Origin of the sequence: Porphyrobacter sp. TH134 (assembly GCF_002855495.1) — a bacterium.
In the GTDB taxonomy this organism is placed as follows: Bacteria; Pseudomonadota; Alphaproteobacteria; order Sphingomonadales; family Sphingomonadaceae; genus Erythrobacter.
In genome coordinates this window covers 72,986-99,982 of record NZ_PKRO01000001.1, presented here as the reverse complement: position 1 = coordinate 99,982, position 26,997 = coordinate 72,986, and the positions used below count along the sequence as shown (strand labels likewise).

Below are 26,997 nucleotides of genomic sequence, written 5' to 3'. Positions count from 1 at the left end.
GGTTGGTGTTCGTGCGATCGTTTCTCGATAATCTTCCGGTCTTTTGCTGGCCGCCGGGTGTCATCGGTCGGCATGGGAGGGGCAGGGCTTGGCCCTATACTGGGGTGTCATGCTGCGCGGCCCAAAGCGGGCACGACAGCTGGGGCATTGTGCCGCTGAAACCGGGAAACCTGCCCGTTAAGGCTTTCGGCGCTGCGCAGCAGCGCGACCGATGCTGCGCTGGTCTGCTCTGCCATCGCGGCGTTTTGTTGCATCGCCCGGTCCAGCATCGCTGTTGCAGCGTTGATCTGGCGGATTGCATCGACCGTCCCGTCTGCACCGCTGGCGATCTGGTCGACCTGTCCGGCAATGTCGGAAAAGCGCGACACCAGCGATGCCAGCAGGCTCACCATTTGCTGCACGCGGGTCACACCCAAGGCAACTTCGTCTCTGGATGCGGCGACCAGCTGTTTGATTGCGCTCGCCGATTGGGCTGAGCGTTGCGCCAGTTCGCGCACTTCGTTGGCCACCACGGCAAAGCCTTTGCCCGCTTCGCCAGCGCGCGCCGCTTCGACGCCTGCGTTGAGCGCCAGCAGGTTGGTCTGAAAGGCGATCGTGTCGATGAAAGCGATCATCTCGCCGATTTCCGCCGAAGAGGCTTCAATGCGGCTCATCGCTTCGGCTGCGCCGGTGATTTCCACCGCGCCGCGATCAGCATCGGCCTTGGCGCCGAGGGCAGTGGAACGGGTCGCAGACCATAGCTGCGCCTGCGCCTCGATATCACGCAGCAGGTCGCCAGCGGTATGTGCCACTGTCTCGACGGCGGCCGTTTGCTGCTCGGTCTTGCCCGCCAGATCGCTGGACGCCTCTCGCAGTTCATGCGCGCCGCTGGCCACCTGATCTGCGGTCAGCGCGACGGCCCCGACCAGTTGGTCAAGTTCGGAGCATGAACTGTTGAGCAGCAGGCGTGCGGTTTCATATTCGCCGGGGAAGGGCGCGGTCAGCCGGGCGGCAAGGTCGCCGGCTGCCAAGGTGCGGAGCCGTTCGCTAAGGCCCGCCAGGACCAATCGCTGCTCTGCGCTGATGGCTTCGCGTTCGGCGTGGCGCTCGGCGTCAAGGGCGGCCTGCGCGGTGCGTGCCTCCGTGACGCGGCGGATCAGTCCTTCGGTCTGGAGGCACAGATAAATCAGCACCAGCGCTTCGATCAGCACGATGGCGGCGTGAAACAGCACGCGCCCCAAATCGGCGCCATCGGGAAAGACATACCCAGGGGCGAAGAGATTGAGCAGGAGATGATGCAGTCCCGTGACAAACGTGCCGGTGACGATCACCCGCCAATCGGCAAGCGCAGCCAGCATCGCGAGAAAGGCGAAGAACACGATATGCATATCGACCAGCCAGTCGGTGTTGCTGGCCAGCGCCAGCAGCAATCCGGCCAACAGCGGATACGTCACGCCGGTCATGACCCGGGCCACCGCGTCACAGCGGTGCTGATGCGCGCTCCATATCAGCGGTGCGACAAGCACGACGGCGCTGACCGCTACCAGCGGCGCGTCACCGATCAGTGCCCAGACCACAAGGATACCGCTCACTACAGCTGCGAGCGCGGCGAGCATCCGCACACCATTTTCGCGTAACTGGCACATTTCGTCGGCGACCATGGGTTTACCTTCTGTCCGGTGGCTGACATCCCGGCGCGCGGGCGCTGATGGGAATGATGCCGGCGCCAAGGGCGCGCAGCAGGCTGCCACTGTTCGCAATGCGCGCCACGACCTGGCCGCTGACGGCATCGACTTGCAGCAGTGCGGCCTGCTCGCGGTCTGCCCACTGCAATATATGCGGCAGCCCGCTTTCGCCCACCGGCACCAGCAGCGCCGCCTGCCCCGGACGCGGCCATGCAACCGCTGCGATCAGGGCGAAGGCAACGCCGATACCATGAACCGCGATCAGGCGGCGGTCAGATCGCACAGATTTTCTCCAGCAGGATGCGCAGATCGCCCAGTCGTATGGCCGAAACCGCTGCCTTGGGATCGTCCGCGTACAGCACGGCTGCCATCTCGCGCAGCGACTGCGCAAGCCGGTCAATCTGCTGCAATTGCACCAGATAACGGCTCGCCACGTCAGCATCGCAGCACAGCACCACACCGAACTGCTCGGCATCTTCGGCCAGCGCCGCCATCCGCTCGGCGATGCCGGCGAGCAAGGCCGGTGCGTGCGGCGCGCCCGGCGGCGGCTCGTTGCGAGGGGCAGGAAGGCTCATGCTCACGCCGCCAGTTCAATCGGTTCGTCAGCCATCAGCCGCGCCAGATCGAGCACCATCACCATGTCATCGCCCAGCGGGGCAATGCCCTGAACGAAATGCGTGATCGTTTCCTGTCCCATCGTGTCGGGTTGCTGAAGCGTGCCCGCTTCGATCGAGACGATGTCGGCGACATCATGGACAATCAGCCCGCGCATCTGGCTATCATGTTCGATCACGATGATCGGATTGCGCGGGGTGGCTTCGGTGGGCGTCCAGCCGAGCCGAGCAGCCAGATCGATCACCGGCAGCACCGCGCCGCGCAGGTTGACGACGCCCGCGACATAATCGGGCACGCGCGGCAGGCGAGTAACGGGCGACCAGGCGCGGATTTCGCGCACAGTCATGATGTCGATGCCAAAGCGCTGGTTGGCGATGCCGAAGGTAATCAGTTCGTGGCGCATGGGGCGGCTCCTCGGGCGGTCAGGCGGGCAGGATCAATGGATGACGCGGCGCAGGGCGGCGGTCAGTTTGTCGGCATCAAACGGCTTGACGATCCACCCGGTCGCTCCAGCGTTGCGGGCGCGCTGCTTTTTCTCGTCGGAACTTTCCGTCGTCAGCACCAGAATCGGACGTTCAGCGTGGAGCGCGCTGGTGCGCAGCTTTTCGATCAGGCCAAAGCCATCAAGGCGTGGCATGTTGATATCGGTGATGATGACATCGACCTCGTTCGAGGCGAGCCATTCGAGCGCTTCCTGACCGTCCTCGCATTGTTCGACCGCGAACCCGCGTGAGGTGAGGGCGCCAAGCAGCAGCGCGCGCATACTGGCACTGTCGTCGACCGTGAGGACACGGATAGTGGCGGAATTGCTGGCTTCCATGATTTGCTCCGTTTGATGCTAGAATAGCTCGACTGTCCCAAGCGCCGATTGCGGCCGCCCCAATGGTTTTTGCGTAGGGGCGGTATCGGCCGGAACCAGCCGCGCGCGCACTTGCCCGCTGACCGGACGAAACTGGATGCGGCGCGCCTGCGTGCCTTCCAGATCCTCGAACACACAGGGCAGGTTCTCGCGTTCGAGGAATTGCCGGGCGAAGGCGGCGTTGGCGGTGCCGATCGGGCTCAAATCGGGATTGAGGTTCGCCCCCCCGTAAAGTCGCGCGCGCATCCGGCTTTTGCGGGCGCCAAGGCCCAGCATTTCGTTAATCAGCAGCTCCATCAGGTAGAGGCCGTAATCGCTGTCAAACGCCTGATTGCGGACATGGGCTGGCGGCTCGGCGAGCAGGAAATGGTTCATCCCGCCCACCTTTGCCACCGGATCGAACAGGCAGGTGGCAACGCAGCTGCCAAGGATCGTGCTCATCTCGACACGCGGATCGGTGCTGGCCTTGGCCTCGCCCTGAACGATGGTCATGCGAACCATTTCAGGCGGGATGCCCGCGGCGGGCAGAATGGGGGTCATCGCAGTCATGGCAGCAGAGCCTTGGCGGGAGTGAATACGGCAGCGCCAATCTTCGCGAGCGGCAAGACTTCGCCCGCCGCGCCCAGTTCGATCGCGGCGCGCGGCATGCCGAAAACGACACAGCTGGCCTGATCCTGCGCGATCGTGCGCGCGCCGATGCTGGCAAGCTGGACCATCCCCTGCGCGCCATCCTGCCCCATGCCCGTGAGCAAAATACCGACCGCGCGCCCGCCCCGCGAGGGGCCAAGGGTGGCCGCAAGCGAGGCAAACAGCCGGTCCACGCTGGGGCGATGCCCTGCAACCGGATCGCCTTCGCGCAGCACGCAGCGCAACCCGTGAGAGCCTGCGGCAGCGACCTGCAAATGCCGCTCGCTGCCCGGTGCCAGCAGCACGGTGCCCTGTTCCAGCGGCATGTCGGTTTCAGCCAACATGACGCGCGGGCGCACGGCGCGGTCGAAGGACTGCGCAATCGCTCCGGCAAAGCAGCCGTTGATGTGCTGGACGATCAAGGTCGGCGGACAGTCGGCCGGAAAATCGGCAAGGACGGTGTGCAGTGCTTCGACACCGCCGGTTGAAGCGCCGATAACAATGACGTCCGGGCGCGGACCCGGCGGTGCGCTCGTGCTGGCGATGGGCGGCCGGGCCGCACGAACGGGCGCCGGGGCGGTCACTGGGCCAAACCGGACCTTGGCGGCTTCACGCACCATGGCAACCAGCGCGCCATCATCACGGGCGCCCGGCGTCAGGCTCAGCTGGGATTTGGCGATGCAGCCCACCGCGCCCAGTTGCAGCCCGCGCGCGGTGGCGCTGGCGCCCGCTTCGGTTGCACCCGATACCAGAATCACCGGGGTCGGGCGCAGCTGCATGATCTTTTCAAGGAACGAGAGCCCGTCCATGCCCGGCATCTCGATGTCGAGCGTCACCACATCAGGATCCAGCGTCTTGATAAGCTGGCGCGCCTCTGCGGCATTGGCGGCGGTGCCGGCGATGGTAATGCCGGGCTCGCACTCAAGCCGGTGCTGCAGCAATGCGCGCATCAGCGAGCTGTCATCGACGATCAAAACCCGGATGCTCATGGCGCGCCGCTCCGTTGATAGATGGTTGGGCCAACCGGTTCGAGCAGGGCCGTGGCGGGGCCGCTCACCCGTTCGGAATGGCCGATGTAAAGGTATCCGCCCGGCACCAGCTGGCGGGCAAAGCGTTCGACCAACCGATCCTTGGTCGGCGCGTCGAAATAGATCATGACATTGCGGCAGAAGATGATGTCAAACGGGCGCCGCATCGGCCAATCGCCCATCAGGTTCAGCACCCGGGTGCGGACCATCGCCTGCACCACCGGGTCGATTTTCAACCGCGGTTCGCCTTCGTCAGTGGTCGGCACACACCAGGTCCGGCGCAGCGCCTCGGGCAAGGCGTCAAGCGCGCTGGCGGGATAGGTCGCCGCCCGCGCCCCGCCCAGCGCATTGGTCGAGATATCGCTGGCCAGCGCGATCAGCTTGCTGCGCGCCAGCTTCATGCCGGCCTCCCGGCCGGAACCCAGCAGCACCATCAGCAAGGTCCAGATTTCCTCGCCTGTCGAACAGCCTGCCGACCAGATGCGCACATCTTCCCCAGCCAGCGCGCGGGCGACGAGGCCGGGCTTCACCACCCGCTCAAAATGGTCGAAATGGTGGGGCTCGCGGTGGAAATAGGTGTGATTGGTGGTCAGCGCGGCGACCACTTCGGTCATCACTGCGCCATTGCCCCCCAGCGTGTCCAGGAACGCGCTAAAACTCGTCAGCCCGCTGCGCCGCACCAGCGGGGCAAGCCGGGAATAGGCGAGCATCTTCTTGCGCTCGGACAGCACAATCCCGGTTTCGGCATGGATCAGATCGGCGATGCGGCGAAAGTCGGCCTCGCTGTAGATTGCGGGGCTGACACCGGGCACCATGCTGTCACTGGCCACCGGGGCGGAAGAACCGTGCATGGGTCAGGCCGCGGCCGCGAGCGCAGCAGCACCGGTCCCGGTGCGCGCAGCGGCGCTGGCGATAAAATCGACATCGACAATCAGCGCGACCTTGCCATTGCCCAGGATCGTTGCGCCCGCGACGCTGTCAATCTGGCGGTAATGCGCATCCAGCACCTTGATCACGAACTGGCGCTGATCGGTGATGGTATCGACCAGCAGCGCCGCCCGGCCATGGCCTTCGGTTTCGACCAGCACCAGCACGCCTTCGCACGGATTGCTGACCGCATCATTGGCACCGGTCATGACGCCCAGCGGCACGATGGGCACAAAGCTGCCGCGCGCGTTGAGCATCTGCGCCCGGGTGCCCATGCCTTTCACATCAGCCGGCGTAGGACGCAGGCTCTCGATGACATGGGTCAGCGGGATCACCAGCGACTGATCGCCCACCTGCACAATCATCCCGTCCGAAATTGCCAGTGTCAGCGGCAGCGCCAGCGCAAAGGTGGTGCCCTTGCCGGGCGTGCTTTCGATGGTGATGCGGCCGCCCAGTTCTTTCACGTTCTGCTTGACGACATCCATGCCCACGCCGCGCCCCGAAATGTTCGAGACCTGCGCGGCGGTGGAAAAACCGGGAGCGAAGATCAGCTGGTTGATATCGTCATCGGAAAGCTGCGCTTCAGGCGCGATCAGCCCGTTGGAGATGGCTTTGGCGAGCACCCGGTCGCGGTCGATCCCGCGCCCGTCGTCGGCGATGCGGATGATGATCCGTCCGGCTTTCTGTTCGGCTGACAGGGTCAGCGTGCCTTCGGGGTCCTTGCCTGCGGCGCGGCGTTCTTCGGGCGGTTCGATGCCGTGATCGACCGCATTGCGGATCAGGTGCGTCATCGGCTCCGACAGACGCTCGATCACTGTCTTGTCGAGTTCCGTCGTCTCGCCCATCACTTCCAGCTTCACATGCTTGCCGGTGCTTCCGCCAAGCTCGCGCAGCAGGCGAGGAACGCGCCCGAACACCGAGCTGATGGGCTGGGCGCGGAAGGCCATGGCGTGTTCCTGGATGTCGCGCACCAGACCGTCAATCAGCGCCAGCTCCTCGATATGGGCGAGGTTCTCATTCGTCAGGCGCTGGGCCAGCATGGCCTGCGCAATCACCAGCTCGCCCACCCCGTCGATCAGCATGTCGAGCTTCTTCAGATCGATCCGGACCGATTGAGTCGCGGGCGCTGCGGCTGCGGCTGCTGTTGCGGCGGCGGCCACAGGGGCTTGGGGCGGAGGCGGCGCGGCTCCGGTCGTGGCCTGCGGCTTGACCGGCGCTTTGACCGGGTCGCTGTCGGGTTGCGCTGCTGGCGGCGGTGCTGTGCGCGAGGGCGGCATGGTGCCGTCCGGCCCATAGGCAATGGCGACATCATCGCCGACAAAGTCGAAGATTTCGGCCACGCTGGCCCGCGTCACATCGGCGGGCATTCGGAACGTCCAGCCAAGATAGCCTTCTTCAATCAGCAGACGCTCGATGGTGGGGATCGCGGAAAGGTCACACGCCTCGCAAAGGCCGCCCAGATCGGTGAGCTCGCGCAGCCACAGCAGCGGCTCGCTTCCCTTGGTCATGGCACCGGCGTGGGGCCGGATGTGGACCAGCCACGTGTCTGGCATGTCGGGGGCTGGCGCTGGCGCGGGGGCCGACAATTCGTTGAGCAAGGCGTCAAGATCGTCGAACGCCGGTGCCGCAGTCGGAGACTCTGTTGCAGCTTCGGCCGCCACCCGAGGTGCGGCATCCGCTCCCGCGCCGCCTGCTTGGGCAGCTTCCAGCCGGGCCAGCAGTTCGGCATCATCGGGCGCTGTGCCATCGCCGCGCGCGGCCTCGACATGGTCGCGCAAGCAATCCAGCGCCAGCAGCAACAGATCAACCAGCGCTGGCTCCAGCGGCACCAGGCCTTCGCGGATTTCGCCGAGCAGGTTTTCGAAACCGTGGGTGTAGGCCGCCAGCGCCGTGTGTCCGAACGCCCCGGCACCGCCCTTGATGGAATGGACCGCGCGGAAAATTGCATTGATCGTTTCAGCGTCGTGGGTGCCTTCGCGGCAGGCGGCAAGGCCAGCCTCGGCCGCTTCGAGCGATTCTTCGCATTCGACGAAGAAGATCTGCTTGATATCGTCTTCGGTCATGCTGCCACACCTTCGATCACGATATGGTCAAGCCCGGTCAGGCAAAGCGCTGCGGTAAACGCGCTGCTGGGGCGATGGATCGCGATCCCGCCCTCGCTGCGCGCGGCCGAGACCAGCAGTTGCAACATTGCCTGACCGATTTTTTCGACCTTGCTGGCATCAACCGCGAGCGGCGCAGGCCCGAGCGACTCTGCGAATTCGGGAAGGAGCGCTGCGGCAGCGCTGCGGTCGCAAAGGGGGGGCAAAGTGATCATCGGTGCGGGCCTTGTGCAGACTTGCGGATGGGTTGGCGGGGGCCAGGCGGCGGCTGGCGAGGGTCAGAGCCGGGTCTAGAACTCGCTCCAGTCATCCTCATCAATGTGCGTGGTGGGCGCTGGAGCGGGTGCAGGCTTGCGGGCCAGATTGCCGGTCACCTTCGGCGCGGCGGAAACCTTGCGCGCGGGCGCTTTGCGCGCGGCTGGCGCAGCGGCGATACGCGCTGGCGGCGGCGCGATTGCCGGCGTGGGGGCGGGCGGGGCGAAGGTCGCGGCTGGCTGTCCGCTCGCACTCACCCGAAACTGCGCGACCAGCTCGCCCAGCCGCTGGGCTTCGCTTGACAGGCTGCGGGTGGCGGCTGTCGACTGTTCGACCATGGCCGCGTTCTGCTGGGTCATCCGGTCGATGGTGCCGACCGCGATATTGACCTGTTCGAGGTTGCTCGCCTGCGAGGCGGTGGTTTCGGCGATTTCGTTGACCTGCTGCGTGACCGCTCCGACCTGACCCACGATCTCGGCAAGCAGTGTTCCGGTTTCGCCCACCAGGCTGACCCCATCGCCGACATGGGCGGTCGACTTGTCGATCAGCGCCTTGATGTCGCGCGCGGCCTCGGCGCTTCGCTGGGCCAGCGCGCGCACTTCGTTGGCGACCACGGCAAAGCCCTTGCCCGCTTCGCCGGCACGCGCAGCCTCGACCCCGGCGTTCAGCGCCAGCAGGTTGGTCTGGAACGCGATCCCGTCGATCACGGCGATGATCTGCGTGATTTCCTTTGCCGATTGCTCGATCGCGCCCATCGCTGCGACCGCCTTGCTGACCACCGCCCCGCCTTCGGTGGCGCGGGCATGGGTTTGGGCGATGGCGCTTCGGGCCGCGACGGCGTTTTCGGCCGACTTGCGCGTCAGCCCAGTGGCTTCGCCGACTGACGCGGCGGTTTCTTCAAGGCTTGCTGCCTGCTGCTCGTTGCGCAGGGCGAGGTCTTCGGATGCTGCGCGGATTTCGTCCGAGCTGGTGCGCACCCCGCCTGCGGTGGCGCGCACGGCGCCGATCATGGTTTCGAGTTTGGCAACCGAAGCATTGAAAGCATCCTGCAACCGAACATGCTCGCCCGATGGCATCTGCGTGATGCGATGCGTCAAATCGCCCTGTGCCAACCGATCAAGCGCCGCGCTTAGGGTTTCAACCACCACGTTCGACTGATCGGCCTTGGCCTCATCAAGGCGCACTGCGTTTTCGCGGAAGGTCGACATCGCCTTGGTCATCCGGCCCACGCAATCGCTGTGATCGGTGTGCGCGATCGGCGCGTTAAGATCGCCTGCTGCCAGTTTCTCCATCCGCACCACGGTATCGACATAGGGGGCGGCAATCATTTCCTTGGCGGCCAGCATCATTGCCGTTGACCCAAGCAAGGTGACCAGTGTGACAAACACCGCTGCCACCGGGCTCATGAAATCCAGCATGACCATGACAGCGCCCAGCAAGTTTGCGGCGCCAATCGCGCCGGTCGTTGCCACCATCACCGTGAACTTGCGGCGGATCGGAGCGTGCTTTTTGAACCAGATGATCATGGCGAAGTCCTTGGAGGCGATATGATTCATTGTTGTATGGGCGGCGTCTGAAAGGCGGTTTGCGCAAGGCCTATGAGCAAGCCCTTAGGGTTGATCTCAGGCCGCGAGTGGGCGGCGGGGACTTGTCCGGGATGGGGCCGGGTTGTCCCAACCGGTCTGCCCGCCATGATCCTGACTGATCCGGAAGCCTGCGAAGGTGGTCGCCAGCTGGCGCGCTTCGTGGTTCAGGTTCTTGGTGGCGGCATTGGTTTCTTCGACCATCGCAGCATTCTGCTGGGTCATCTTGTCCATGGCGCTGATGGTTTCATTGACGCGGCGCAGCGCGACGCTTTGCTCGCTCACGGCATCGGCGATGCGCGTGACGGCCTCAGTGACTTCGCCCACACGGGCGATGATCGTTTGCAAGGCCGATCCGGTCTCGTTGACCAGCGACACGCCGGTCTGGACGTGGCCGTTGACGGCATCCACACGCTTCTTGATCTCGCTGGCCGCTTCGGTTGCGCGCATCGACAAGGCGCGCACTTCCGAGGCGACGACCGAAAAGCCTTTTCCTGCCTCGCCCGCCCGGGCCGCTTCGACCCCGGCGTTGAGCGCCAGCAGATTGGTCTGGAAGGCGATATTGTCGATCATCGCGGTGATCTCGGAGATTTCGACGCTGGCGGTTTCGATCTGGCCCATCGCCTGGATCGCACGGCCCACCACCTCGCCGCCGGTTTCCGCCTCTTGGCGTGCATCGCGCATCGATCCGCTGACCCCGATGGCAAGGCTGGCGTTCTGCTCGATATTGACCGTCAGGCTGGTCATGGTGCTGGAAGACAGTTGCAAGCGCGAGGCCTGATCTTCGCTGCGGCTGGCTAGATCGGTCATCGCATGTTCGATTTCGCCCGAGGTCAGATTGATCGAGCCGATGCTTTCATTGACCGTGCTCATGGCCTGACACAGCCGTTCCATCGCGCCGTTGAAATCGTTGGCGAGCGATTGGAAGGCTTCGGGCATTCCGTTGAGCCGCACGGTCAGGTCGGAATGGGCGACTGCTGCCAAATGCTGGCCGATCCGGGCGACGGCATCCTCACGCTCGGCCACGGCGCGCTGGCGTTCGATTGCGGCATCGCGGAAGACCAGCATCGCCTGCGCCATCGCGCCGAGTTCGTCGGTGCGTTCGGTGCCCGGCACGGCAACATCGGTGGCGCCGCGCGACAGATCGGTCACCGCCTGCGTCAGCGCCCCGATCGGCTTGGCGATAGACCGGGCCAGTCCGCGCGCCAGCACCAGAGCCAGTCCGATCAGGATCGCCGCGCCCAGACCCAGCGCAATCCATGCCGCCATAATGACATTGGCCTGCCGCTCGCTCTGGCTTTCGATGGCTTCGTGCTGCGCATCGCGGATGTCGCGCAGCGGATTCACCGCATCGCTGACCAGCACCCGCTTGCCCGCCCGGCGGATCGCCTCCTGCGCGCCGTCGCGATTGCCTGATTTGACCACGCCGACATATTTGTCACCCCAGTCGCGCCGCCACTTGAGCGTTTCGGCGCGGCTGACCCGGACTTTTTCCTGAAGCTCGGGTTCGGCAAGTTGCTGTTCCAGCTCTGCTGACATCCGGTCGTAATCGTCGCGGCCTTCGTAATAGGATTTGAGATAGCTGTTATCGCCGGTCACCAGATATCCGCGCAGCTGGCTGTTCTGGCGCAGCAAGGCCGTCTCCAGGCCGAGAACATTCGCCAGGATCGCTTGGCTTTCGGTGTTGCGCGCCGTGACAGACGAGATCATCGCAAGGCTGATCCCGCACGCAATCATCACAGTCGCAGCCACCACGTTCAGCACCACAAAGGCAAATCCGAGGCGGCGGGGAATGTTCATCCGGTCAAGCATGGCTCTCGTGTCCTCACATGCCAGACCGGAGACGTGCGCCCGGCGGCATTTCAAGCAATTCGGAGCATGGCGATAGTCCGGACCAATTTAACCATGCCGCTGATCCCGGATCGGTAATGCTACGCAGGGCCGGCGTGGGCCGCTGCTGCGCGATTTCACCTAGCGCGGCGGGAGATAGTGTTGGTGCGCAGGCTTTAGGCAGGTCGGCTGTTACAGCGACACGAGGCGGAGCTTTTGACCATTCTATATCAACCGGCTGATTGGGTTGCCGCAGCGCAGGTCGCAATCCCGGCATCCTCGCGCGCGGTCAACCAGCTGCTGATCGAGGCGCGCAAAGCTGAAGATTTCGGCAAGCCGCTGGCGGCTGCGTTGATGCATGCGCTGGCACGGGTGTTGCCGGGTGCGGAGGGGATCTTTGACGCGGTCGAACACTGGCCGGGGGATCTGGCGAATGATGGCGTGATCTTTCGTTTGAACGCCGGGCTGCATGCCTTGGCGCTGGCGGGGCGCGAACCAGGCGTGCTGCGGGCGCTTTACGAAGCCGGTGTGAGGCCGTCTTCCTTTGGGCTTGAGGCAGCCCTCGCCGAGGCACTTGATGTCCACGCCTGCGAACTGCTCGGCTGGCTCGCGCACCCCACGCAGACCAACGAGACCCTGCGCGTTGCGGGGCTGGTGGCCGCGCTGCTGGAGCTTGGACGCGAACGGGCTTTGCCATGCGAGGTGCTGGAACTGGGCGCGAGCGCAGGCCTCAACCTGAATTTCCCCCGCTATGCCGTGAAGCTGGGGACAATGGCGGCTTGCGCGCCGGAAAGCCCGGTGCTGCTGCAACCGGAGTGGCGCGGGCTCGCCGCAGCGCGCGGCGCGATTGCGGTTACGCGGGCGCGGGGGGTTGATCTCCATCCGCTCAATGTCGCGGATGACGCAGACCGTGAAAGCCTCAAGGCCTATGTCTGGCCGGGAGAGATGGGGCGGGCGGCGCGGCTTGAGGCAGCGATCGGTCTTGCGCTGAAATACCCCACCACGGTCGACAAGGGGCTGGCGAGCAATTGGCTCAACGGCCAATTCGCCGTGCCGCAGCGCGATGGCGTGCGCCGCGTGGTGTTCCATTCGATGGTGCTGCAATATGCCGACGCGGCGGAACGGGCCGCGATTGATGCCGCTTTCGCTGCTGCGGCGGCGGCTGGGGCCAGCCGGGATCGCCCGATCGCGCGGGTCAGCATTGAATGGCGGGCGGATCGGCAGGCCGTGGAACTGAGAATTGCCGAATGGGATGGCGGCGCGATGCAGGGCACCGCGCGCCTTGCCGCCATCTGTCACCCCTATGGCGAATGGATCGACTGGCGCGGGCTGGCATAGGCCCGCGTCCCCGCGTCATTCCCTAGGGGGCGCTTTCGCATCTGCCAATTCGTGCAGGTTAGCAACCAAGCTGCACTCGAAGAAGCCGACCTGAAGGGAGTGTCGGCAATGACGGGGGGAGCATGTCATGAAACTCAAGATCACACTTCTGCTGTTTGCCGCCAGTGGGGCGCTGGCTGCGCCTGCGATGGCCGAAGATGAAGCGCGCCGTGATAGCGATAGCGCTGCCGACACCGCCGATACCCAGCCCGCGACCGTCGCAGCCAAACCCCCTGCCGCTGAAATCTTCTCGACCGGGATGGCCAAGGGCCGTGACAGGCTCGACAGCGCGACCTCGACCAGCGCCCTCAAGGGCGATGATATCCAGCGCTTCGGCCCGCGTCCCTTGGGGGAAGTGCTGCGCACCATGGCGGGCTTGCGGGTCGCCACCGGGATTGGCGAGGGCAACAACAACTACACCGTGCGCGGCCTGCCGCTGGCGGCGGGTGGTTCCAAATACATGCAGTTCCAGGAAGACGGCCTGCCGGTGCTGGAATTCGGCGATCTCTTCAATGTCGCCACCGATGTCTATCTGCGCAATGACTTTACCGTGAGCGCGATCGAAACGATCCGCGGCGGATCGGCGTCAACCTTTGCCTCCAATTCGCCGGGCGGGATCGTCAACATCATCTCGCGCACGGGCGAGCAGGAAGGAGGCCGCGCGCAGGTCAGCAGCGGGCTCGACTTCGATGAAAAGCGGATCGATTTCGATTACGGCGCGAAGCTGGGTGAAAACACGCGGATCTATGTCGGCGGGTTCTACCGTCACGGCGAAGGCCCGCGCGATATCGGCTTTACAGGTGTGCGCGGCGGGCAGATCAAGGCGAACATCACCCGCACCTTCGATGGCGGGTTCGTGCGTGCCTATGTCAAGCTGCTGGACGACCGCTCGCCCACCTTTGCGCCCTATTTCGTCAACATTACCGGCACGAACGAGGATCCGCAGTTTCGCAACTTTGCAGGCTTCGACCTGCGCACCGATTCCACCCTTTCGCCCTTCCTTGGCCCGGTTATCACGCTGGATCGCAACAACCAGCCCGTCGCGCTGCCGATCAGCACCGGGCAAAGCGCCAAGTCCCGCTCGATCGGGTTTGAAGCGCAGTTCGAGCTGGGTGATTGGACCATCACCGAAAAAATGCGTTACGCCGTAAATGGCGGCGATTTCAGCCGCATGTTTCCGAGCCGGGCAAACACGGTGTCAGGCTTTGCCGCGTCGCAGGGCGGGGTGGGGGCTACGGCCGCTTACGCCAGCGGGCCGCTGTCCGGACAGGTCATCGCGCCAGGCAGCCTGATCAACGGTAACGGCCTTGCATCGCTGTATTTTGTCAGCTTCGTGCAGGCCAAGTCGCTCGACAATTTCACCAATGATCTGCGCGCCAGCCGGGTGTGGGATCTGAGCAGCGGAAAGCTGACCACCACCGCCGGGCTTTATCTCGCCACACAGGAGCTTGACACCACCTGGCTGCACACCGCGATGAATGTCGATGCGGCAGGCGGCGGCCAGACCGCGCAGGTCGACATCCGCAGCGCTGCCGGCCAGCCGCAAACCCTGAACGGCTATTTCGCGTTCGGCCGTGAAAGCAGCCTGTTCCGGCGCATCTTCGATGTCGATTACCGGGTGCTGGCGCCCTATGGCTCGGTCAATTTCCATGTCGGCAAACTCGCGATCGGTGGCAGCTTGCGATATGACAGCGGGCGGGTGCGCGGCCAGCTGTTCGGCGCGGATTTGGGCGGTGGGCGCCCGGGCCTCACCAGCTTTGACTTCAACCGCGACGGCGCGATCAACCCGGCCGAAGCGCGCACCGCCTTCCTGCCGCTCGATCGGCCGGCGCCGGTGAATTACGATTACGGCTATCTCAGCTATTCGGGCGGGGTGAACTACCGGGTGGCTGAGGCTTTCTCGGTCTTCGCCCGCTACAGCAAGGGCGCGCGCGCCAATGCTGACAAGATCCTGTTCACCCCGGTGGTCGATCCGCTGACCGGCGGTGTTGCCAATGGTGACCGCGAAGACGCCGTCACGCAGATCGAAGGCGGTTTCAAACTGCGCAAAGGCGGTATCACGGTCAACGGCACGGCCTTCCATGTCGAGGCCGAAGACAAGAACGTGCTCAACGGTGCGGCCAATGCCACCAACCGGGTCTACAAGGCCGAGGGCGTGGAGCTTGAAGGCAATTTCACGCGCGGGGTCTTCAACCTGATGCTGGCGGCGACTTACACGCAGGCCAAGATCACCGAAGACCGGCTCAACGCCGCGCTGACCGGCAAGGAACCGCGCCACCAGCCCGATTGGGTGTTCGTCGCTGTGCCGCAGGTTGATTTCGGCAAGGTGGCGGCTGGCGCCAATATTGTGACGATCACCGGCTCTTACGCGCAGGACAGCAATCTGCTGCGGATGCCCGGCTTCACCACAGTGGGCGCCTATGTTGAGGTGCAACCGGCTGAAAACCTCCAGCTCACCCTCAGCGCGCAGAACCTGTTCAACACGCTTGGCATTTTCGAGGTCAATCAGGCGAGCGTTCCGGCCAACGGGATCGGCTTTGCCCGCGCTGCCAATGGGCGGACGGTGCAAGCGTCATTGCGCCTGGCGTTCTAAGCGCAAGGTCTTCGCCGCACAGATGCCGGGCCAGCGATCCATCGCTGGCCCGGTTTTTTGTTGATCTCAAGGCGGCGGTGGCCGCGCGCGTGCTTTGGGCTCGGGTGGGTCAGGCTCTTGCCGTGTTGCGGTAAGCGCTGAGGAACACAAGCTCACGCAAGGCGGCCGCGTCGGGCAGGTCAAGGCCGCGCAGGTCAGCGCTCCCGACAATCCCTTCCGTTGCGCCTGCCTGAGCCAGCGCGATCCGGTGAGGTAGCACCCGCTCGCGTTGTTCAAGCGAATAGAACGCTTGCACCACGGGTCGCTGCGGGTCTTTGGGGTCTTCATCGATGACCATGGCCAGCTTGCCGCTGCGCAGTTCGACAAAGGCGCCAACTGGGTAAAGCCCGACCGTCTCCACAAACAGGTTCAGGATGTCCTCGTCAAAGGCGCCGGTCTGTGCCCGCATCGACTGGATCGCGGTGGCCGGGTCTACGCCGGGGATGCTGTCGGTGCCGTTGAGCAGGAATTCGAAGCTGTCGCAGATGGCCGCCATGCGGGCGACGAGCGGGATCTGATCGGCGGCCAGCTTATGGGGGTAGCCGCGTCCGTCCATCCGTTCGTGATGCAGCAGGCAAGCATCCAGCACCAGTTGCGGTAAGCCCTCATCATTCTTGAGTGCGCGGTGGCCGAGCAACACGTGACTTTGCCAGACACGTTCTTCAAGGTTGCGATAGCTGCCGCCCGGCGGGTCTGCCGCCTGAGGCAAGTAATTGACGCCGATATCGAGCAGCAGCCCGGCCAGCCCGCAGTTGTGAATATCCTGCGCAGGCAATTTCATCCGGTCTGCCAGCGCCACCATCAGCGCACTGACGGACAGGGCATGGCGGAAGATCTGTTCGTTCTTCAGTTTGCACCGCATCAATCCGCTGAAGGCCTGCGGATTGCGCCGCACCGACGCGAGAATGTCGCTGACCACAGGTTCGACCTTGCTCACATCCAGCGCCTTGCCAAGCCGTGCAGCAATGAAGGTCTTGCCGAGCTTGTCCTTGGCCTGTTCGGCAATGGTAGCGGCGGCGTTTACTTCCTGCGCCATCGAAACCGGCTGGATCGCCGATAGCTGGGCTGCTGTGCGCTGCTTGATGCTTCTGATGCGGGCGTGGGCAGGCTGGCCAGGCTGGGTTACCTGCGCCGGTTGTGCGGCTTTGGCAGGTGCCGCCGTATCGCGCCCCTTTGAAGTGTCGATCACGACCGACCGCAACCGGCTGTCACGGATCGCGGTGAGCTTGTCGTGGTCGTCGATAAGGAATTTGGCTTTCCAGAACGGGTGATCGAACCACCCGCCTTCAAATTTGTGGACGAACATGCCCAGTTCAACTTCGGAAACGGCGATGTGCTTCAACATGATGTCAGGCCCTGCTCCCGTGTGCTCGCTGCGGTGTAAAGCGGCAAAGTTTTCAATCGGCTGGGAAGCCCCTCGGGAAATCCCGTAGTTCGCTTTTCCCCATTGCCCGAATGCTGAGGACCCGGCGGCGTTACCGCGGACCGCCATGACCCACTCTTGCAGCGTCCCTATGCGCTAGCCCCTAGGCGCAGCGCGCGAAATTGTTCGCTGCTGCCGCGCTAATTTGATGGGGCACGGCGCATTGTTGGTGCGCTGCCGGGCCAAGCGTGGCCCGATCATGATCGCAATCGAGAGGCTGAACAAACATGGCCAATGTAAAGGTGCTGGTGGTCGACGATTCCGCAGCGATGCGCGCGCTGTTCTGCGACATCCTTGACAATGCGAAGGGCGTGTCGGTGTGCGGCACCGCCAAGAACGCCGATGAAGCGCGCGAGCAGCTGGACAAGCTCAAGCCCGACGTCCTCACGCTGGACGTGGAAATGCCAGGGATGAGCGGGATGGAGTTTCTCGATGAAGTGATGACGACCCGGCCGATGCCGGTGATCATGCTGTCCAGCATCACCCAGGCCGGAACCGGCACGGCCCGGCGAGCGCTGGAGCTGGGCGCGGTGCATTGCTTTCCCAAGCCGCTCCATACCTCGCGCGAAGAATTCGATGCGACAGTGCGGCAGCTTGGCGACATCGTGATCAAGGCCGCTGCGGGCGAGCTGAAGCCCGGCGGTGACAGCGATGGCGCGGGCGAGGGCGGTGCACGCTATCGCAGCGACGGGCGGATTGTGGCGCTGGCGTGCGGTGCTGCCGGGATCGAAAGCGCACGGCAGGTGCTGGCCGCCTATGACGCGGCCTGTCCCCCCACAATCGTCGTGTTCGATGCCGATGCCGACGCTGTCGAAAATGCGATGCGGGCGATGCGTCATTCACTGCCTTGCCAGCTGGGCGATGCGGTGGACGGCGTTTCGCTCGAACCGGGCAAGGTCTGGCTCGCCCATGATGCCACCCGCCATGTCGTCGTAGAGCCGGGCGAGCCCCCAAGGCTGCGACTGATCGAGCGCGATCCCGTCAATGGCTGCCGTCCGTCGGCCGACTTGCTGTTCGGCTCGCTCGCGCGCAGCGGTCTGCCTGCCTTGGGCGGGTTGCTGACCGGCAGCGGCACCGACGGGGTGCGTGGTCTTGGCATCCTTGCTGAGACCAAAGGCAAGGTGTTTGTCCAGCGCCCCGCCGACTACGCTCCCCGCGATCGCTACGATGCGGTCCGTGCAAATGGGCTGGAGCTTGCCGACCTGCGGCAAGAGGCGATCCCGGATTGGATCCTCGAACAGACCAATGCGGTGGGTCAAGGCTAGCCTGCCTTGCCCCGATGTTCTGGGCCGCTCTGTCAGCGTGCCCTGGCTCCCGGAATGGCTGATGCGTTGATGCAACGGCCTCACGCTTAAATGTCTGTGAGCGCACGCTTTGTGTTGTTGAGCGAAGGCCCGTGTGACAACAGCTTGTCCATCAGGGCAAGCCAAGGGGCGCCCAAGAACATAAGAGGGGAGAATCGGCATGGTCGCCGCAAACCGCGCAACCCGGACAATTCGTCGCAGCCTGCTGCTGGCTGGCACAGCATCAGTGCTATGGGCCAACCCGGCGCTGGCGCAAGACGCCGCCGAAGGGGAGCAAGCTGCCGAAGGCAACGTCATCATCGTGACCGCGACCAAGCGCGATACGACCATTCAGGACGTGCCTTTCTCGATCAATGCGCAGACACAAGAAGCCATCCAGCGTTCCGGTGCGGTGACGCTAGAAGACCTGTCGCGCAATGTGGCGGGCCTTACCATCCAGAACCTCGGGCCGGGCCAAAGCCAGGTATCGGTGCGCGGGATTTCGGCCGGGCAGGTTGTGCGCGATCAGCCGGGGGTGAAGGAGCAGGTCGGGGTTTATCTTGATGAATCCGTGATTTCGCTGTCGCTCTTTACACCTGATGTCGATCTGTTCGATCTCAACCGGGTGGAAACCCTGCGCGGGCCGCAGGGCACCCTGTTCGGGTCGGGCTCGGTCGGCGGCACGATCCGCTACATTACCAACCAGCCGCAGCTCGGCGTTACCGAAGGGTTGGCCGAAGCCAATGTGAACGTCATCGACGGCGGCAATATGGGGGGCCACCTGAAGGCGGCGATCAACCTGCCACTGGGCGACAAGGCTGCGGTGCGCGCGGTTGGCTATTACACCCGCTATGCCGGGTTCATTGATGCCATCGGCCCCGGCGGCGGGAAGAACGTCAATGACGGCGAGCGCTATGGCGGGCGGCTGGCGCTGACGGTCGAGCCGACCGACAATCTGTCGATCACACCGCGTATCGTCTATCAGAAGATCACCGCCAACGGGTTCAACCGGCAGGAGGTTTACAACCTGTTTGCCAACCCCTTCACCACCACCCGCCCGCCCGTCCAATTGGGCGAGCGTGAGCAGTTCCTGCTGCTGGAAGAAGCGTTTGCCGATGAAACCTTGATCGCAGACCTCACCGTCAAGCTGGATCTGGGCAGTCTGGACCTGACCTCGGTGTCCTCGTTCATCAACCGTGATATTCTCGTCAGCCGTGATGCCAGCGCGTTGAGCGGCTCCGTCTCGGTCGATCTGGGTTTTCCGGCAGCGGCGGTGCTGCTGCCATCGAACCTGCGCGACACCACTGATCTGAAGACCTTCACGCAGGAACTGCGCCTTGCGTCGGACTACGACGGGCCGTTCCAGTGGCTGATCGGGGGCTTTTATTCCGACGTGAAGCGTGATTATCAGCAGCGCCTTCCCACGCCGGGCTATGACGCCTTTACCGATGCGACGCTGGGTGCCGGCACTGCGGCTGGCGCGGCCAACGGCTTCCCGGCCAATTCGCCGTTCAACTCCGATCTGCCGTTCGATATCGAACAGCTGGCCGTGTTTGGCGAGGCAAGCTACGAAATCACCGACCGGCTGACCTTTACCGCAGGCGGGCGCTATTATGATTTTGAAGAAGTGCGCACCATCAGTTCAGGCGGTCTGTTCGCCAATGGTGACAGCGGCGTAGTCGATCGCACGGCATCCGACGGGTTCACCCCGCGCTTCCTGCTGAGCTACAAGGCGAGCGATGATGTCACGATCAACGCCCAGGCCGCGCAGGGCTTCCGGCTTGGCGGGGTCAACGACCCGCTGAACACGCCGCTCTGCAATGCGCAGGATCTGTCCCTGTTCGGCGGCTTTCAGGATTACGACGACGAAACCCTGTGGAACTATGAGCTTGGGGTGAAGACCCAGGGCGCCGGCTTCACCTTCAACGCCGCAGCGTTCTACAATGACATCAGCAACTTGCAGGTCACACTTGATGCGGGCAGCTGCTCGTCGCGGATCGTGTTCAACGTGCCCGATGCCTATGCCGCCGGGATCGAAGCGGAGTTGGGGTTGAACCCGGCGCCGGGCCTCAACTTTAACCTCAGCGGCAGCATCATCGAATCCGAATTCAACAGCACGCTGCCCGGCGTGCTGGCAGGGGCTACCGGGATCCGCGATGGCAACCGCCTGCCTTCGGTGCCGGAATTCCAGTTTACCGCCAGCGGCAGCTATGATTGGGAGTTGAGCGCGTCGACCACCGGGTTTGTCACCGGGTCGTTCCAGCATGTCGGCACGCGCTTCACCCAGCCGTCCGATCAGGAAAACAACCCGCGCAGCTTCGTCCACGGCCTGCCCTTCGGCGGGGCTCCGGCGACGGCGGCGACCACGGTCGATTTGCTGCTGCCTGATTACCAGCTGGTCAACCTGAGCGCCGGGATCGAGCTGGACAGCGGCTTGTCGCTGACGGCCTATGTCAACAACCTGTTCGACGAAAACCCGTTGCTGTCGTTCGACCGCGAGCGGGGCGGGCGGGCCCGGCTTGGGTTCAACATCGGCCAGCCGCGCACCTTTGGCGTGACGGCGCGGCAATCGTTCTGATACGTTGACGAATGGGCGAAATCGGCGGGCGTGCCTCAGGCGCGTCCGCCGTTTCGCTGTCAGGGGTTTGAGTGAACTTCGCGCAGGCTTCGGCTGATGCGGAGATTGCCCGCATCGACGCTGTCCGGGCGACTATAGGCAAAGCCGTCGGTCGCAAGATCATCCCACTGCGCGGGTGTCATCGGGTGGCCGCCGGGCGATAGCCACTGTCCGCCGTCAGGGAAGCGGGTGAACGCCGCAAGGTTGCTGGCGCGCGCGGCAGCCAGCGCGGCGACATGATCCTCAAGCGCGACATCGCGCTCGCTCCACACCACCGGCATGTCCTGGCAATAGGCATTGTTGTTGCCCTGCTGGCTGCGCCCGAACTCGTCGCCCGCCGTCAGCATAATCGTGCCGGTCGAAGCGAACAGCGTGGCCATAAGCGCGCGCGCGTCCGCTGCCCGGCGGGCGCATATCTGCGGATCATCGCTCGGCCCTTCCACGCCGCAGTTCCACGAGTGGTTGTCGCCATGCCCGTCGCGGTTATCCTCGCCATTGGCGTGATTGTGGCGGTGTTCGTAGGCCACCGTATCGGCGAGGGTGAAGCCGTCATGCGCGGCGAGGAAATTGACGCTGCGGCAGTCTCGCCCGAACAGGTCGGATGATCCGGCGATGCGGGTGGCGAGCTCGCCCACGGTGGCACTGCCGCGCCAGAAGCGGCGGACGTCATCACGGTACTTGTCGTTCCATTCGAGCCAGTTTGCGGGAAACTGGCCCAGCTGATAACCACCGGGGCCAATGTCCCATGGCTCGGCGATCATCACCCGGTCAGCCAGCAGCGGGTGGGCGGCGAGCTCGGCGAAAATCGGGGCGTGACGGTCAAAGCCGGGACCGCGCGCGATGATGGGGGCAAGATCGAAGCGGAACCCGTCGACACCGCAACGGCGCACGAAATGGCTCAGCGTGTCGATCATCAGGCGGCGCACAGCAGGTTGGGCGAAATCGAGCGTATTGCCGCAGCCGGTGTCGTTGATGAGCGTCCCGTCAGCCGCGCGGGCATAGGCGGCCGGGTCGAGCCCGCGCAAGCTCAGCGTGCCGCCATCCACATCGCTCTCGCCCGAATGGTTGAACACCAGATCGAGGATAACGCCGATGCCCGCCTCGTGGAGCGCCGCCACCGTCTCGCGCAATTCGGCCACCCCGCCGGGGCACAGGCCGGGATCGAGCGCCATCATCGCGACCGGATTGTAACCCCAGTGATTGGCGAGGCCGAGCGGCGGGAGGTGCCGTTCATCGATCCAGGCGATGATCGGCATCAGTTCAACGGCGTTGACATGAAGTTTCCGCAAATGCGCGATCACCGCCGGGTGGGCGAGGGCGGCGATGGTGCCGCGCTGCTCTGGCGGCACATCGGGATGGAGCGCGGTAAAGCCAGCCACATTCAATTCATAGATCAGCCCCCCGCGCTGGAACCGGGGCGGCCGGATGGCGACTTCAGGGAGCCGCCCGGTCACGATGGCGCGGGGCACAATGTCAGCGGTATCCTCGCCGTAGGCCGCAAGGCGAGGGTGCTGAACGAAGCGGCGATCGAGGGTCAGCGCATAGGGATCGACCAGCAACTTGGCGGGATCGAACCACAGGTTGTTTTCGGGATCGTATCGGCCCTTGGCGCGGTAGGCGTAGCGGGTGCCGGTGAGGTCGCTGTCGAGCTTTGCCGTCCAGACATCGCCATGCCGCGCCATTGCATGGCGGGTTTCTGCTTCGCCATCAAACAGGCACAGGTCGATACCCTCAGCAAGCGGCGCACGCACGGCAAAGCGGGTGCGCCCGCCCGCTACCTGTGCGCCGAGCGCCTCGCTCACGTCACCACATCAGGCGCGGTGCGGCCCGTGTGCGCGGCGATCCCGGCGATGGCCTCGGCGGCGGCGATCAGATCGGCGAGCATCGCCGGGGTCTCCTCCGCCAGCCTGCCGTCCGGCGCTTCGTAGCGTTCGAGATAGACTCGCAGCGTTGCGCCTTCCGTGCCCGTGCCCGACAGCCGGAATACGATCCGCGATCCGCAGGCGAACATCACCCGCACGCCCTGGTTGCGGCTTTCCGAGCCATCGACCGGGTCGGTATAGGCGAACTGGTCTGCGGCGCTGACGGTCAATGGGCCGAAACTACGCCCCGGCAGTCCCGCAAGCGCATCCTCCAGCGCTGCCATCAGCGCATTGGCGTTCGCCGTCTCAATCGCCTCGTAATCATGGCGCGCGTAGTAATTGCGCCCGAACCGTGCCCAGTGCTCCTGTGCCAGCTTGGCCACTGGCTTGCCCGTGACCGCGAGGATGTTGAGCCATAGCAGCACCGCCCACAGCCCGTCCTTTTCGCGCACATGATCGCTGCCGGTGCCGGCGCTTTCCTCGCCGCAGATCGTGGCCTTGCCCGCGTCGAGCAGCGTGCCGAAGAACTTCCACCCCGTTGGTGTCTCCCACGCGGGGATGCCGAGCGCTTCGGCGACCTTGTCGGCCGCCGTGCTGGTCGGCATCGAGCGGGCAATGCCCTTCAGCCCGCCCGCATAGGCCGGCGCCAGATGCGCGTTGGCCGCCAGCATCGCCAGCGAATCCGATGGCGTGATGAAAACACTCTTGCCGATGATGAGATTGCGGTCCCCGTCCCCGTCCGACGCCGCGCCGATGGTGGGGGCGGCGGACGACATCATCAGATCGTAAAGCTCTGCTGCGTGGACCAGGTTGGGGTCAGGGTGGTGCCCGCCGAAATCCTCCAGCGGGGTGCCGTTGCGGACAGTGCCTGCGGGAAAGCCGAGGCGGCGTTCCAGGATCTCGTGGGCATAGGGCCCGGTCACAGCGTGCATCGCATCGAACGCCGTGGTCACAGCGCCGTTTGCCGCAGTGGCGCGGATCGCCGGGAAATCGAACAATTCCTCCATCAAATCGGCATAGTCAGCGACGGGATCGATCACTTGGGCCACCATATCGCCCACCTGCGACGAGCCGATCCGGTCGAGATCGATGTCGTCGCCTTCCACCATCAGCCAGCGGTCGATGGTCTGGGTGCGGGCATAGATCGCTTCGGTCACGGCTTCGGGTGCGGGGCCGCCATTGGCGATGTTGTACTTGATGCCGAAATCTTCCTCCGGCCCGCCGGGATTGTGACTGGCCGACAGGATCAGGCCGCCGCTGGCGCCATATTTGCGGATCACATGGCTGGCAGCAGGCGTCGAGAGGATGCCGCCTTTCCCCACCAGCACGCGGGCATAGCCGTTGGCTGCGGCGATGCGGATGGCCTGCTGGATCACGGTGCGGTTGTGGAACCGCCCGTCGCCGCCGATCACCAGCGTGGAACCCGCAGGCCGCTCGGCCACATCGAACACGCTCTGGATAAAGTTTTCGGCATAGTTTGGCTGCTGGAATACCCGCACCTTTTTGCGCAGGCCCGATGTGCCGGGCTTCTGCCCCTCGAAGGGCGTGGTGGCGACGGTGGAGATCATCCCTGTTCCTCAAGCAATTGGCGGTAGAGCGCAGCATAGGCAGCGCCGCTCGCGCCCCATGAAAAGTCCGCCTTCATCCCGTTTGTCTGGAGCCGCTTCCATGTCGCAGGCCTGTGGAAGAGCGCAACCGCGCGGCTCACCGCCATGGTGAGGGCATTGTGGCTGACGGCGTTCATCTGCACACCGGTCGCGGCTCCGGCGGCGAGCGCTGCGGGGTTGGCGTCAATCACGGTGTCGGCAAGACCTCCGGTGCGCGAGACCACCGGCACGCAGCCATAGGCGAGGCCATAAAGCTGCGTCAGGCCGCAGGGCTCGAAGCGGCTCGGGATCAGGATTGCGTCACCTCCACCCTGCAAGCGGTGGGCGAGGCTTTCGTCGTAGCCGATCCGCACGCCGATGCGGCCCGGATGGCGCGCGGCGGCGGCGAGGAAAGCGTGCTCGATCTCGCCATCGCCTGCGCCAAGCAGCGCGAGCCGCCCGCCGATCCCGACAAGGTGATCGAGCACGCCCGCCAGCACGTCCATACCCTTTTGCCAGGTCAGGCGGCTAACGACGATGAACAGCGGGCCGTCTCCCGGTTCGAGGCCGAATTCTTGCTCGAGCGCGCGCTTGTTCTTCGCCCGCGCGGCCAGCTTTGCGGCGCTGAAGGGTGCGGCCAGATTACGGTCGCTCGCCGGGTTCCATTCATGGGTGTCGATGCCATTGAGGATGCCGTGGACGCGGTTCGATCGCGCCAGCACCAGCCCCTCCAGCCCCATCCCGAACTCGACCGACCGGATTTCGCCCGCATAGGTCGGGCTGACGGTGGTGATCGCATCGGCCAGTTGCATCCCGGCCTTGAGGAAGCCGACCCCGCCATAGCTTTCCACCCCGTCGACGGTCCATGCCGAGGCCGGGAGGCCGAGCTGCGGGAAGATGTCGGCGGGGAAATAGCCCTGAAACGCCATGTTGTGGATGGTGATCACGCTCGGCACAGCGCGGCTCCCGGCGAGCGGGGCGAGGCGCAAATAGGCCGGGACCATGCCCGCTTGCCAGTCATGCGCGTGGACGAGGTCAAACGCCCGGCCTTTCACCGCCCCGCCGGCAATATCGGTAGCAGCGCGGGCTAAGGCGGCGAAGCGGCGCCAGTTGTCGTCCCAGTCACGGCCCGAGGCGTCCGTGTAAGGCCCGCCCTCTCGCGCGAACAAAGCCGGGGCATCGAGGACGAGCAGCGGGTGGTCTCCGACCGTGCCCGCCAGCAGGCGCGCTGGCGTGCCCAGCAGCGCGTCCCACTTGTGCGCGGCCTTCGCCTTCTTGCCGAGCTTCGCCAGCACCGCCGGATAGCCCGGGACAAGGGTCGTCACCTCCACGCCGTGTTCCGCCAGCGCGGCGGGCAGCGCGCCTGCGACATCGGCCAGCCCGCCGGTCTTGATGAGCGGCGCAGCTTCCGAGGCGACCGAGAGGACCTTCAGACTCATACTTGCAGGCGCGCCATCATGTCGCGGGTGACGAGAACCACGCCCTTCTCCGACACCCGGAACCGGCGCGCGTCGAGTTCGGGGTCCTCGCCGATCACCAGCCCTTCCGGAATGCGTACCCCGGAATCGATGATGACCTTTGAAAGCCGCGCCCCGCGTCCGATGTTGCAATAGGGCAGGATCACCGCTTCATTGACGTTGGAATAGCTGCCGATCTTCACGCCCGTGAACAGCAGGCTGCGGCGCACCTCGCTGCCCGAAATGATGCAATCGCCCGATACCAGCGAGGATACCGCAAAGCCGCGCCGTCCGTCCTCGTCATGCACGAACTTGGCGGGCGCTGCGACCACGGCGTCGGTCCAGATCGGCCAGTCGCGGTCATAGAGATTGAGCTTGGGCACGGTGTCGGTGAGGTCGAGGTTCGCCTCGAAATAGGCGTCAAGCGTGCCGACATCGCGCCAGTATTCCTCGATCTCTTCCGCCGCGCGGATGCAGCTGTTGGTGAAGCGGTGGGCGACCGCTTTGCCGTGCTTGACGATATAGGGGATGATGTCGCCGCCGAAATCGCGCTTGGAGGCCGGATCGTCGGCATCGCGGCGGAGCTGTTCGAACAGAAAATCGGTGTTGAAGACGTAGATCCCCATCGAGGCCAAGGCCATGCCTTCGTTGCCCGGAATGCCTGGCGGGTCAGCGGGTTTTTCGACGAAGGCGGTGATGGTATCGGCAGCGTCGACCTGCATGACGCCGAAGCCGGTCGCCTCCATCCGCGGCACGACAAGGCAGCCCACCGTCACGTCCGCGCCCGAATTGACGTGCTGTTGCAGCATCAATTCGTAGTCCATCTTGTAGATGTGATCGCCCGCCAGGATCACCATGTATTTGGGCGCCAGGCTGGCGATGATGTCCATGTTCTGGAACACCGCATCGGCGGTGCCTTCGTACCACTTGTTTTCCGCGACGCGCTGGCTGGCGGGGAGGATATCGAAGCTTTCGTTGCGTTCGGGCCTGAGGAAGGTCCAGGCGCGCTGCATGTGGCGGATCAGCGAGTGGGCCTTGTACTGCGTCGCCACCCCGATGCGGCGGATGCCGGAATTGATCGCGTTCGACAGCGCGAAGTCGATGATGCGTGATTTGCCGCCGAAATAGACCGCAGGCTTGGCGCGCCGGTCGGTCAGTTCCATCAACCGGCTGCCGCGTCCGCCGGCCAGCACATAGGCCATCGTATCGCGTGCGAGCGGCCTTCCAGAGGTTCTTTCAATCATCCCATTCTCTCCCCAGAGCGGTTCGT

The 26,997-nt window shown here is 64.6% G+C and carries 21 protein-coding genes; 4 read left to right on the top strand and 17 right to left on the bottom strand.

From position 1 onward, the window contains the following. Positions 1-107: 107 nt before the first annotated feature. From C0V72_RS00480 to C0V72_RS00430, 12 genes are all read right to left on the bottom strand, one after another. Complete coding sequence (locus C0V72_RS00480; RefSeq protein WP_172438856.1) at positions 108-1,640, bottom strand: methyl-accepting chemotaxis protein; 1,533 nt, start codon at positions 1,638-1,640, stop codon at positions 108-110. Positions 1,641-1,644: 4 nt separating this feature from the next. After that, positions 1,645-1,947 (bottom strand): hypothetical protein, encoded by a 303-nt coding sequence (locus C0V72_RS16300; RefSeq protein WP_172438855.1) that lies wholly within the window; start codon positions 1,945-1,947, stop codon positions 1,645-1,647. Beyond that, entirely contained in the window at positions 1,937-2,239 is a 303-nt protein-coding gene (locus tag C0V72_RS00475; RefSeq protein ID WP_101791248.1) for a hypothetical protein, read from the bottom strand. Before C0V72_RS00475 ends, C0V72_RS16300 begins: the two co-directional genes overlap by 11 nt. 2 nt (positions 2,240-2,241) lie before the next feature. Beyond that, on the bottom strand, positions 2,242-2,682 hold the full coding sequence (locus tag C0V72_RS00470) for a chemotaxis protein CheW (RefSeq protein ID WP_101791247.1): 441 nt from the start codon (positions 2,680-2,682) through the stop codon (positions 2,242-2,244). A 33-nt stretch (positions 2,683-2,715) separates the two neighbouring features. Then, on the bottom strand, positions 2,716-3,099 hold the full coding sequence (locus C0V72_RS00465; protein ID WP_101791246.1) for a response regulator: 384 nt from the start codon (positions 3,097-3,099) through the stop codon (positions 2,716-2,718). Positions 3,100-3,117: 18 nt separating this feature from the next. Beyond that, positions 3,118-3,687: a chemotaxis protein CheD gene (locus C0V72_RS00460; protein ID WP_233999707.1), complete on the bottom strand. Its 570-nt coding sequence runs from the start codon at positions 3,685-3,687 to the stop codon at positions 3,118-3,120. Further along, positions 3,684-4,754, bottom strand: coding sequence for a chemotaxis-specific protein-glutamate methyltransferase CheB (gene cheB / locus C0V72_RS00455; RefSeq protein ID WP_101791245.1), 1,071 nt, complete (start codon positions 4,752-4,754; stop codon positions 3,684-3,686). Before cheB ends, C0V72_RS00460 begins: the two co-directional genes overlap by 4 nt. Continuing rightward, on the bottom strand, positions 4,751-5,644 hold the full coding sequence (locus C0V72_RS00450; RefSeq protein ID WP_233999706.1) for a CheR family methyltransferase: 894 nt from the start codon (positions 5,642-5,644) through the stop codon (positions 4,751-4,753). Before C0V72_RS00450 ends, cheB begins: the two co-directional genes overlap by 4 nt. A gap of 3 nt (positions 5,645-5,647) precedes the next feature. Then, positions 5,648-7,783: a chemotaxis protein CheA gene (locus C0V72_RS00445; protein WP_101791243.1), complete on the bottom strand. Its 2,136-nt coding sequence runs from the start codon at positions 7,781-7,783 to the stop codon at positions 5,648-5,650. Further along, the gene (locus tag C0V72_RS00440; protein ID WP_101791242.1) at positions 7,780-8,037 is read right to left on the bottom strand and encodes an STAS domain-containing protein; all 258 of its coding nucleotides are present in this window, start codon (positions 8,035-8,037) and stop codon (positions 7,780-7,782) included. The genes C0V72_RS00445 and C0V72_RS00440 overlap by 4 nt, the downstream gene beginning before the upstream one ends. 75 nt (positions 8,038-8,112) lie before the next feature. After that, positions 8,113-9,633 (bottom strand): methyl-accepting chemotaxis protein, encoded by a 1,521-nt coding sequence (locus C0V72_RS00435; protein WP_101791241.1) that lies wholly within the window; start codon positions 9,631-9,633, stop codon positions 8,113-8,115. Between the two features lie 66 nt (positions 9,634-9,699). Next, positions 9,700-11,460, bottom strand: coding sequence for a methyl-accepting chemotaxis protein (locus C0V72_RS00430; RefSeq protein WP_172438854.1), 1,761 nt, complete (start codon positions 11,458-11,460; stop codon positions 9,700-9,702). A gap of 246 nt (positions 11,461-11,706) precedes the next feature. Between C0V72_RS00430 and C0V72_RS00425 the strand changes: the two genes are divergently transcribed. Together C0V72_RS00425 and C0V72_RS00420 are read left to right on the top strand one after the other, a co-directional pair. Next, entirely contained in the window at positions 11,707-12,828 is a 1,122-nt protein-coding gene (locus tag C0V72_RS00425; RefSeq protein WP_101791239.1) for a DUF2332 family protein, read from the top strand. Between the two features lie 127 nt (positions 12,829-12,955). After that, positions 12,956-15,460 (top strand): TonB-dependent receptor domain-containing protein, encoded by a 2,505-nt coding sequence (locus tag C0V72_RS00420; protein ID WP_101791238.1) that lies wholly within the window; start codon positions 12,956-12,958, stop codon positions 15,458-15,460. A 109-nt stretch (positions 15,461-15,569) separates the two neighbouring features. Here the strand turns inward: C0V72_RS00420 and C0V72_RS00415 are convergent, their stop codons facing one another. Next, positions 15,570-16,844 carry an HD-GYP domain-containing protein gene (locus tag C0V72_RS00415; protein ID WP_172438853.1) on the bottom strand — a complete coding sequence of 425 codons (1,275 nt, stop codon included), beginning with the start codon at positions 16,842-16,844 and terminating at the stop codon, positions 15,570-15,572. A gap of 305 nt (positions 16,845-17,149) precedes the next feature. Here C0V72_RS00415 and C0V72_RS00410 point away from each other — a divergent pair, with 305 nt between their 5' ends. Both C0V72_RS00410 and C0V72_RS00405 read left to right on the top strand, forming a co-directional pair. After that, complete coding sequence (locus tag C0V72_RS00410; protein WP_101791236.1) at positions 17,150-18,187, top strand: chemotaxis protein CheB; 1,038 nt, start codon at positions 17,150-17,152, stop codon at positions 18,185-18,187. 199 nt (positions 18,188-18,386) lie between these two features. Continuing rightward, positions 18,387-20,783: a TonB-dependent receptor gene (locus tag C0V72_RS00405; protein WP_101791235.1), complete on the top strand. Its 2,397-nt coding sequence runs from the start codon at positions 18,387-18,389 to the stop codon at positions 20,781-20,783. Positions 20,784-20,842: 59 nt separating this feature from the next. On the opposite strand, the gene glgX is transcribed toward C0V72_RS00405, so the two are convergent. From glgX to glgC, 4 genes are read right to left on the bottom strand one after another with little or no spacing between them, the layout of a single operon-like run. Beyond that, positions 20,843-22,624, bottom strand: a complete 1,782-nt coding sequence (gene glgX, locus C0V72_RS00400; RefSeq protein WP_101791234.1) for a glycogen debranching protein GlgX — start codon at positions 22,622-22,624, stop codon at positions 20,843-20,845. Beyond that, positions 22,621-24,252 carry an alpha-D-glucose phosphate-specific phosphoglucomutase gene (locus C0V72_RS00395; RefSeq protein WP_101791233.1) on the bottom strand — a complete coding sequence of 544 codons (1,632 nt, stop codon included), beginning with the start codon at positions 24,250-24,252 and terminating at the stop codon, positions 22,621-22,623. The genes glgX and C0V72_RS00395 overlap by 4 nt, the downstream gene beginning before the upstream one ends. Beyond that, positions 24,249-25,709: a glycogen synthase GlgA gene (gene glgA / locus C0V72_RS00390; RefSeq protein ID WP_101791232.1), complete on the bottom strand. Its 1,461-nt coding sequence runs from the start codon at positions 25,707-25,709 to the stop codon at positions 24,249-24,251. Before glgA ends, C0V72_RS00395 begins: the two co-directional genes overlap by 4 nt. Beyond that, on the bottom strand, positions 25,706-26,971 hold the full coding sequence (gene glgC, locus C0V72_RS00385) for a glucose-1-phosphate adenylyltransferase (RefSeq protein WP_101791231.1): 1,266 nt from the start codon (positions 26,969-26,971) through the stop codon (positions 25,706-25,708). The genes glgA and glgC overlap by 4 nt, the downstream gene beginning before the upstream one ends. Positions 26,972-26,997 lie beyond the last annotated feature (26 nt).

Coding starts and splice junctions, on each gene's coding strand:
- C0V72_RS00480 (WP_172438856.1), bottom strand. CDS start 1,640: ATGGTCGCCGACGAAATGTGCCAGTTACGCGAAAATGGTGTGCGGATG.
- C0V72_RS00475 (WP_101791248.1), bottom strand. CDS start 2,239: ATGAGCCTTCCTGCCCCTCGCAACGAGCCGCCGCCGGGCGCGCCGCAC.
- C0V72_RS00470 (WP_101791247.1), bottom strand. CDS start 2,682: ATGCGCCACGAACTGATTACCTTCGGCATCGCCAACCAGCGCTTTGGC.
- C0V72_RS00465 (WP_101791246.1), bottom strand. CDS start 3,099: ATGGAAGCCAGCAATTCCGCCACTATCCGTGTCCTCACGGTCGACGAC.
- C0V72_RS00460 (WP_233999707.1), bottom strand. CDS start 3,687: ATGACTGCGATGACCCCCATTCTGCCCGCCGCGGGCATCCCGCCTGAA.
- cheB (WP_101791245.1), bottom strand. CDS start 4,754: ATGAGCATCCGGGTTTTGATCGTCGATGACAGCTCGCTGATGCGCGCA.
- C0V72_RS00450 (WP_233999706.1), bottom strand. CDS start 5,644: ATGCACGGTTCTTCCGCCCCGGTGGCCAGTGACAGCATGGTGCCCGGT.
- C0V72_RS00445 (WP_101791243.1), bottom strand. CDS start 7,783: ATGACCGAAGACGATATCAAGCAGATCTTCTTCGTCGAATGCGAAGAA.
- C0V72_RS00440 (WP_101791242.1), bottom strand. CDS start 8,037: ATGATCACTTTGCCCCCCCTTTGCGACCGCAGCGCTGCCGCAGCGCTC.
- C0V72_RS00435 (WP_101791241.1), bottom strand. CDS start 9,633: ATGAATCATATCGCCTCCAAGGACTTCGCCATGATCATCTGGTTCAAA.
- C0V72_RS00430 (WP_172438854.1), bottom strand. CDS start 11,460: ATGAACATTCCCCGCCGCCTCGGATTTGCCTTTGTGGTGCTGAACGTG.
- C0V72_RS00420 (WP_101791238.1), top strand. CDS start 12,956: ATGAAACTCAAGATCACACTTCTGCTGTTTGCCGCCAGTGGGGCGCTG.
- C0V72_RS00415 (WP_172438853.1), bottom strand. CDS start 16,844: ATGTTGAAGCACATCGCCGTTTCCGAAGTTGAACTGGGCATGTTCGTC.
- C0V72_RS00410 (WP_101791236.1), top strand. CDS start 17,150: ATGGCCAATGTAAAGGTGCTGGTGGTCGACGATTCCGCAGCGATGCGC.
- C0V72_RS00405 (WP_101791235.1), top strand. CDS start 18,387: ATGGTCGCCGCAAACCGCGCAACCCGGACAATTCGTCGCAGCCTGCTG.
- C0V72_RS00395 (WP_101791233.1), bottom strand. CDS start 24,252: ATGATCTCCACCGTCGCCACCACGCCCTTCGAGGGGCAGAAGCCCGGC.
- glgA (WP_101791232.1), bottom strand. CDS start 25,709: ATGAGTCTGAAGGTCCTCTCGGTCGCCTCGGAAGCTGCGCCGCTCATC.
- glgC (WP_101791231.1), bottom strand. CDS start 26,971: ATGATTGAAAGAACCTCTGGAAGGCCGCTCGCACGCGATACGATGGCC.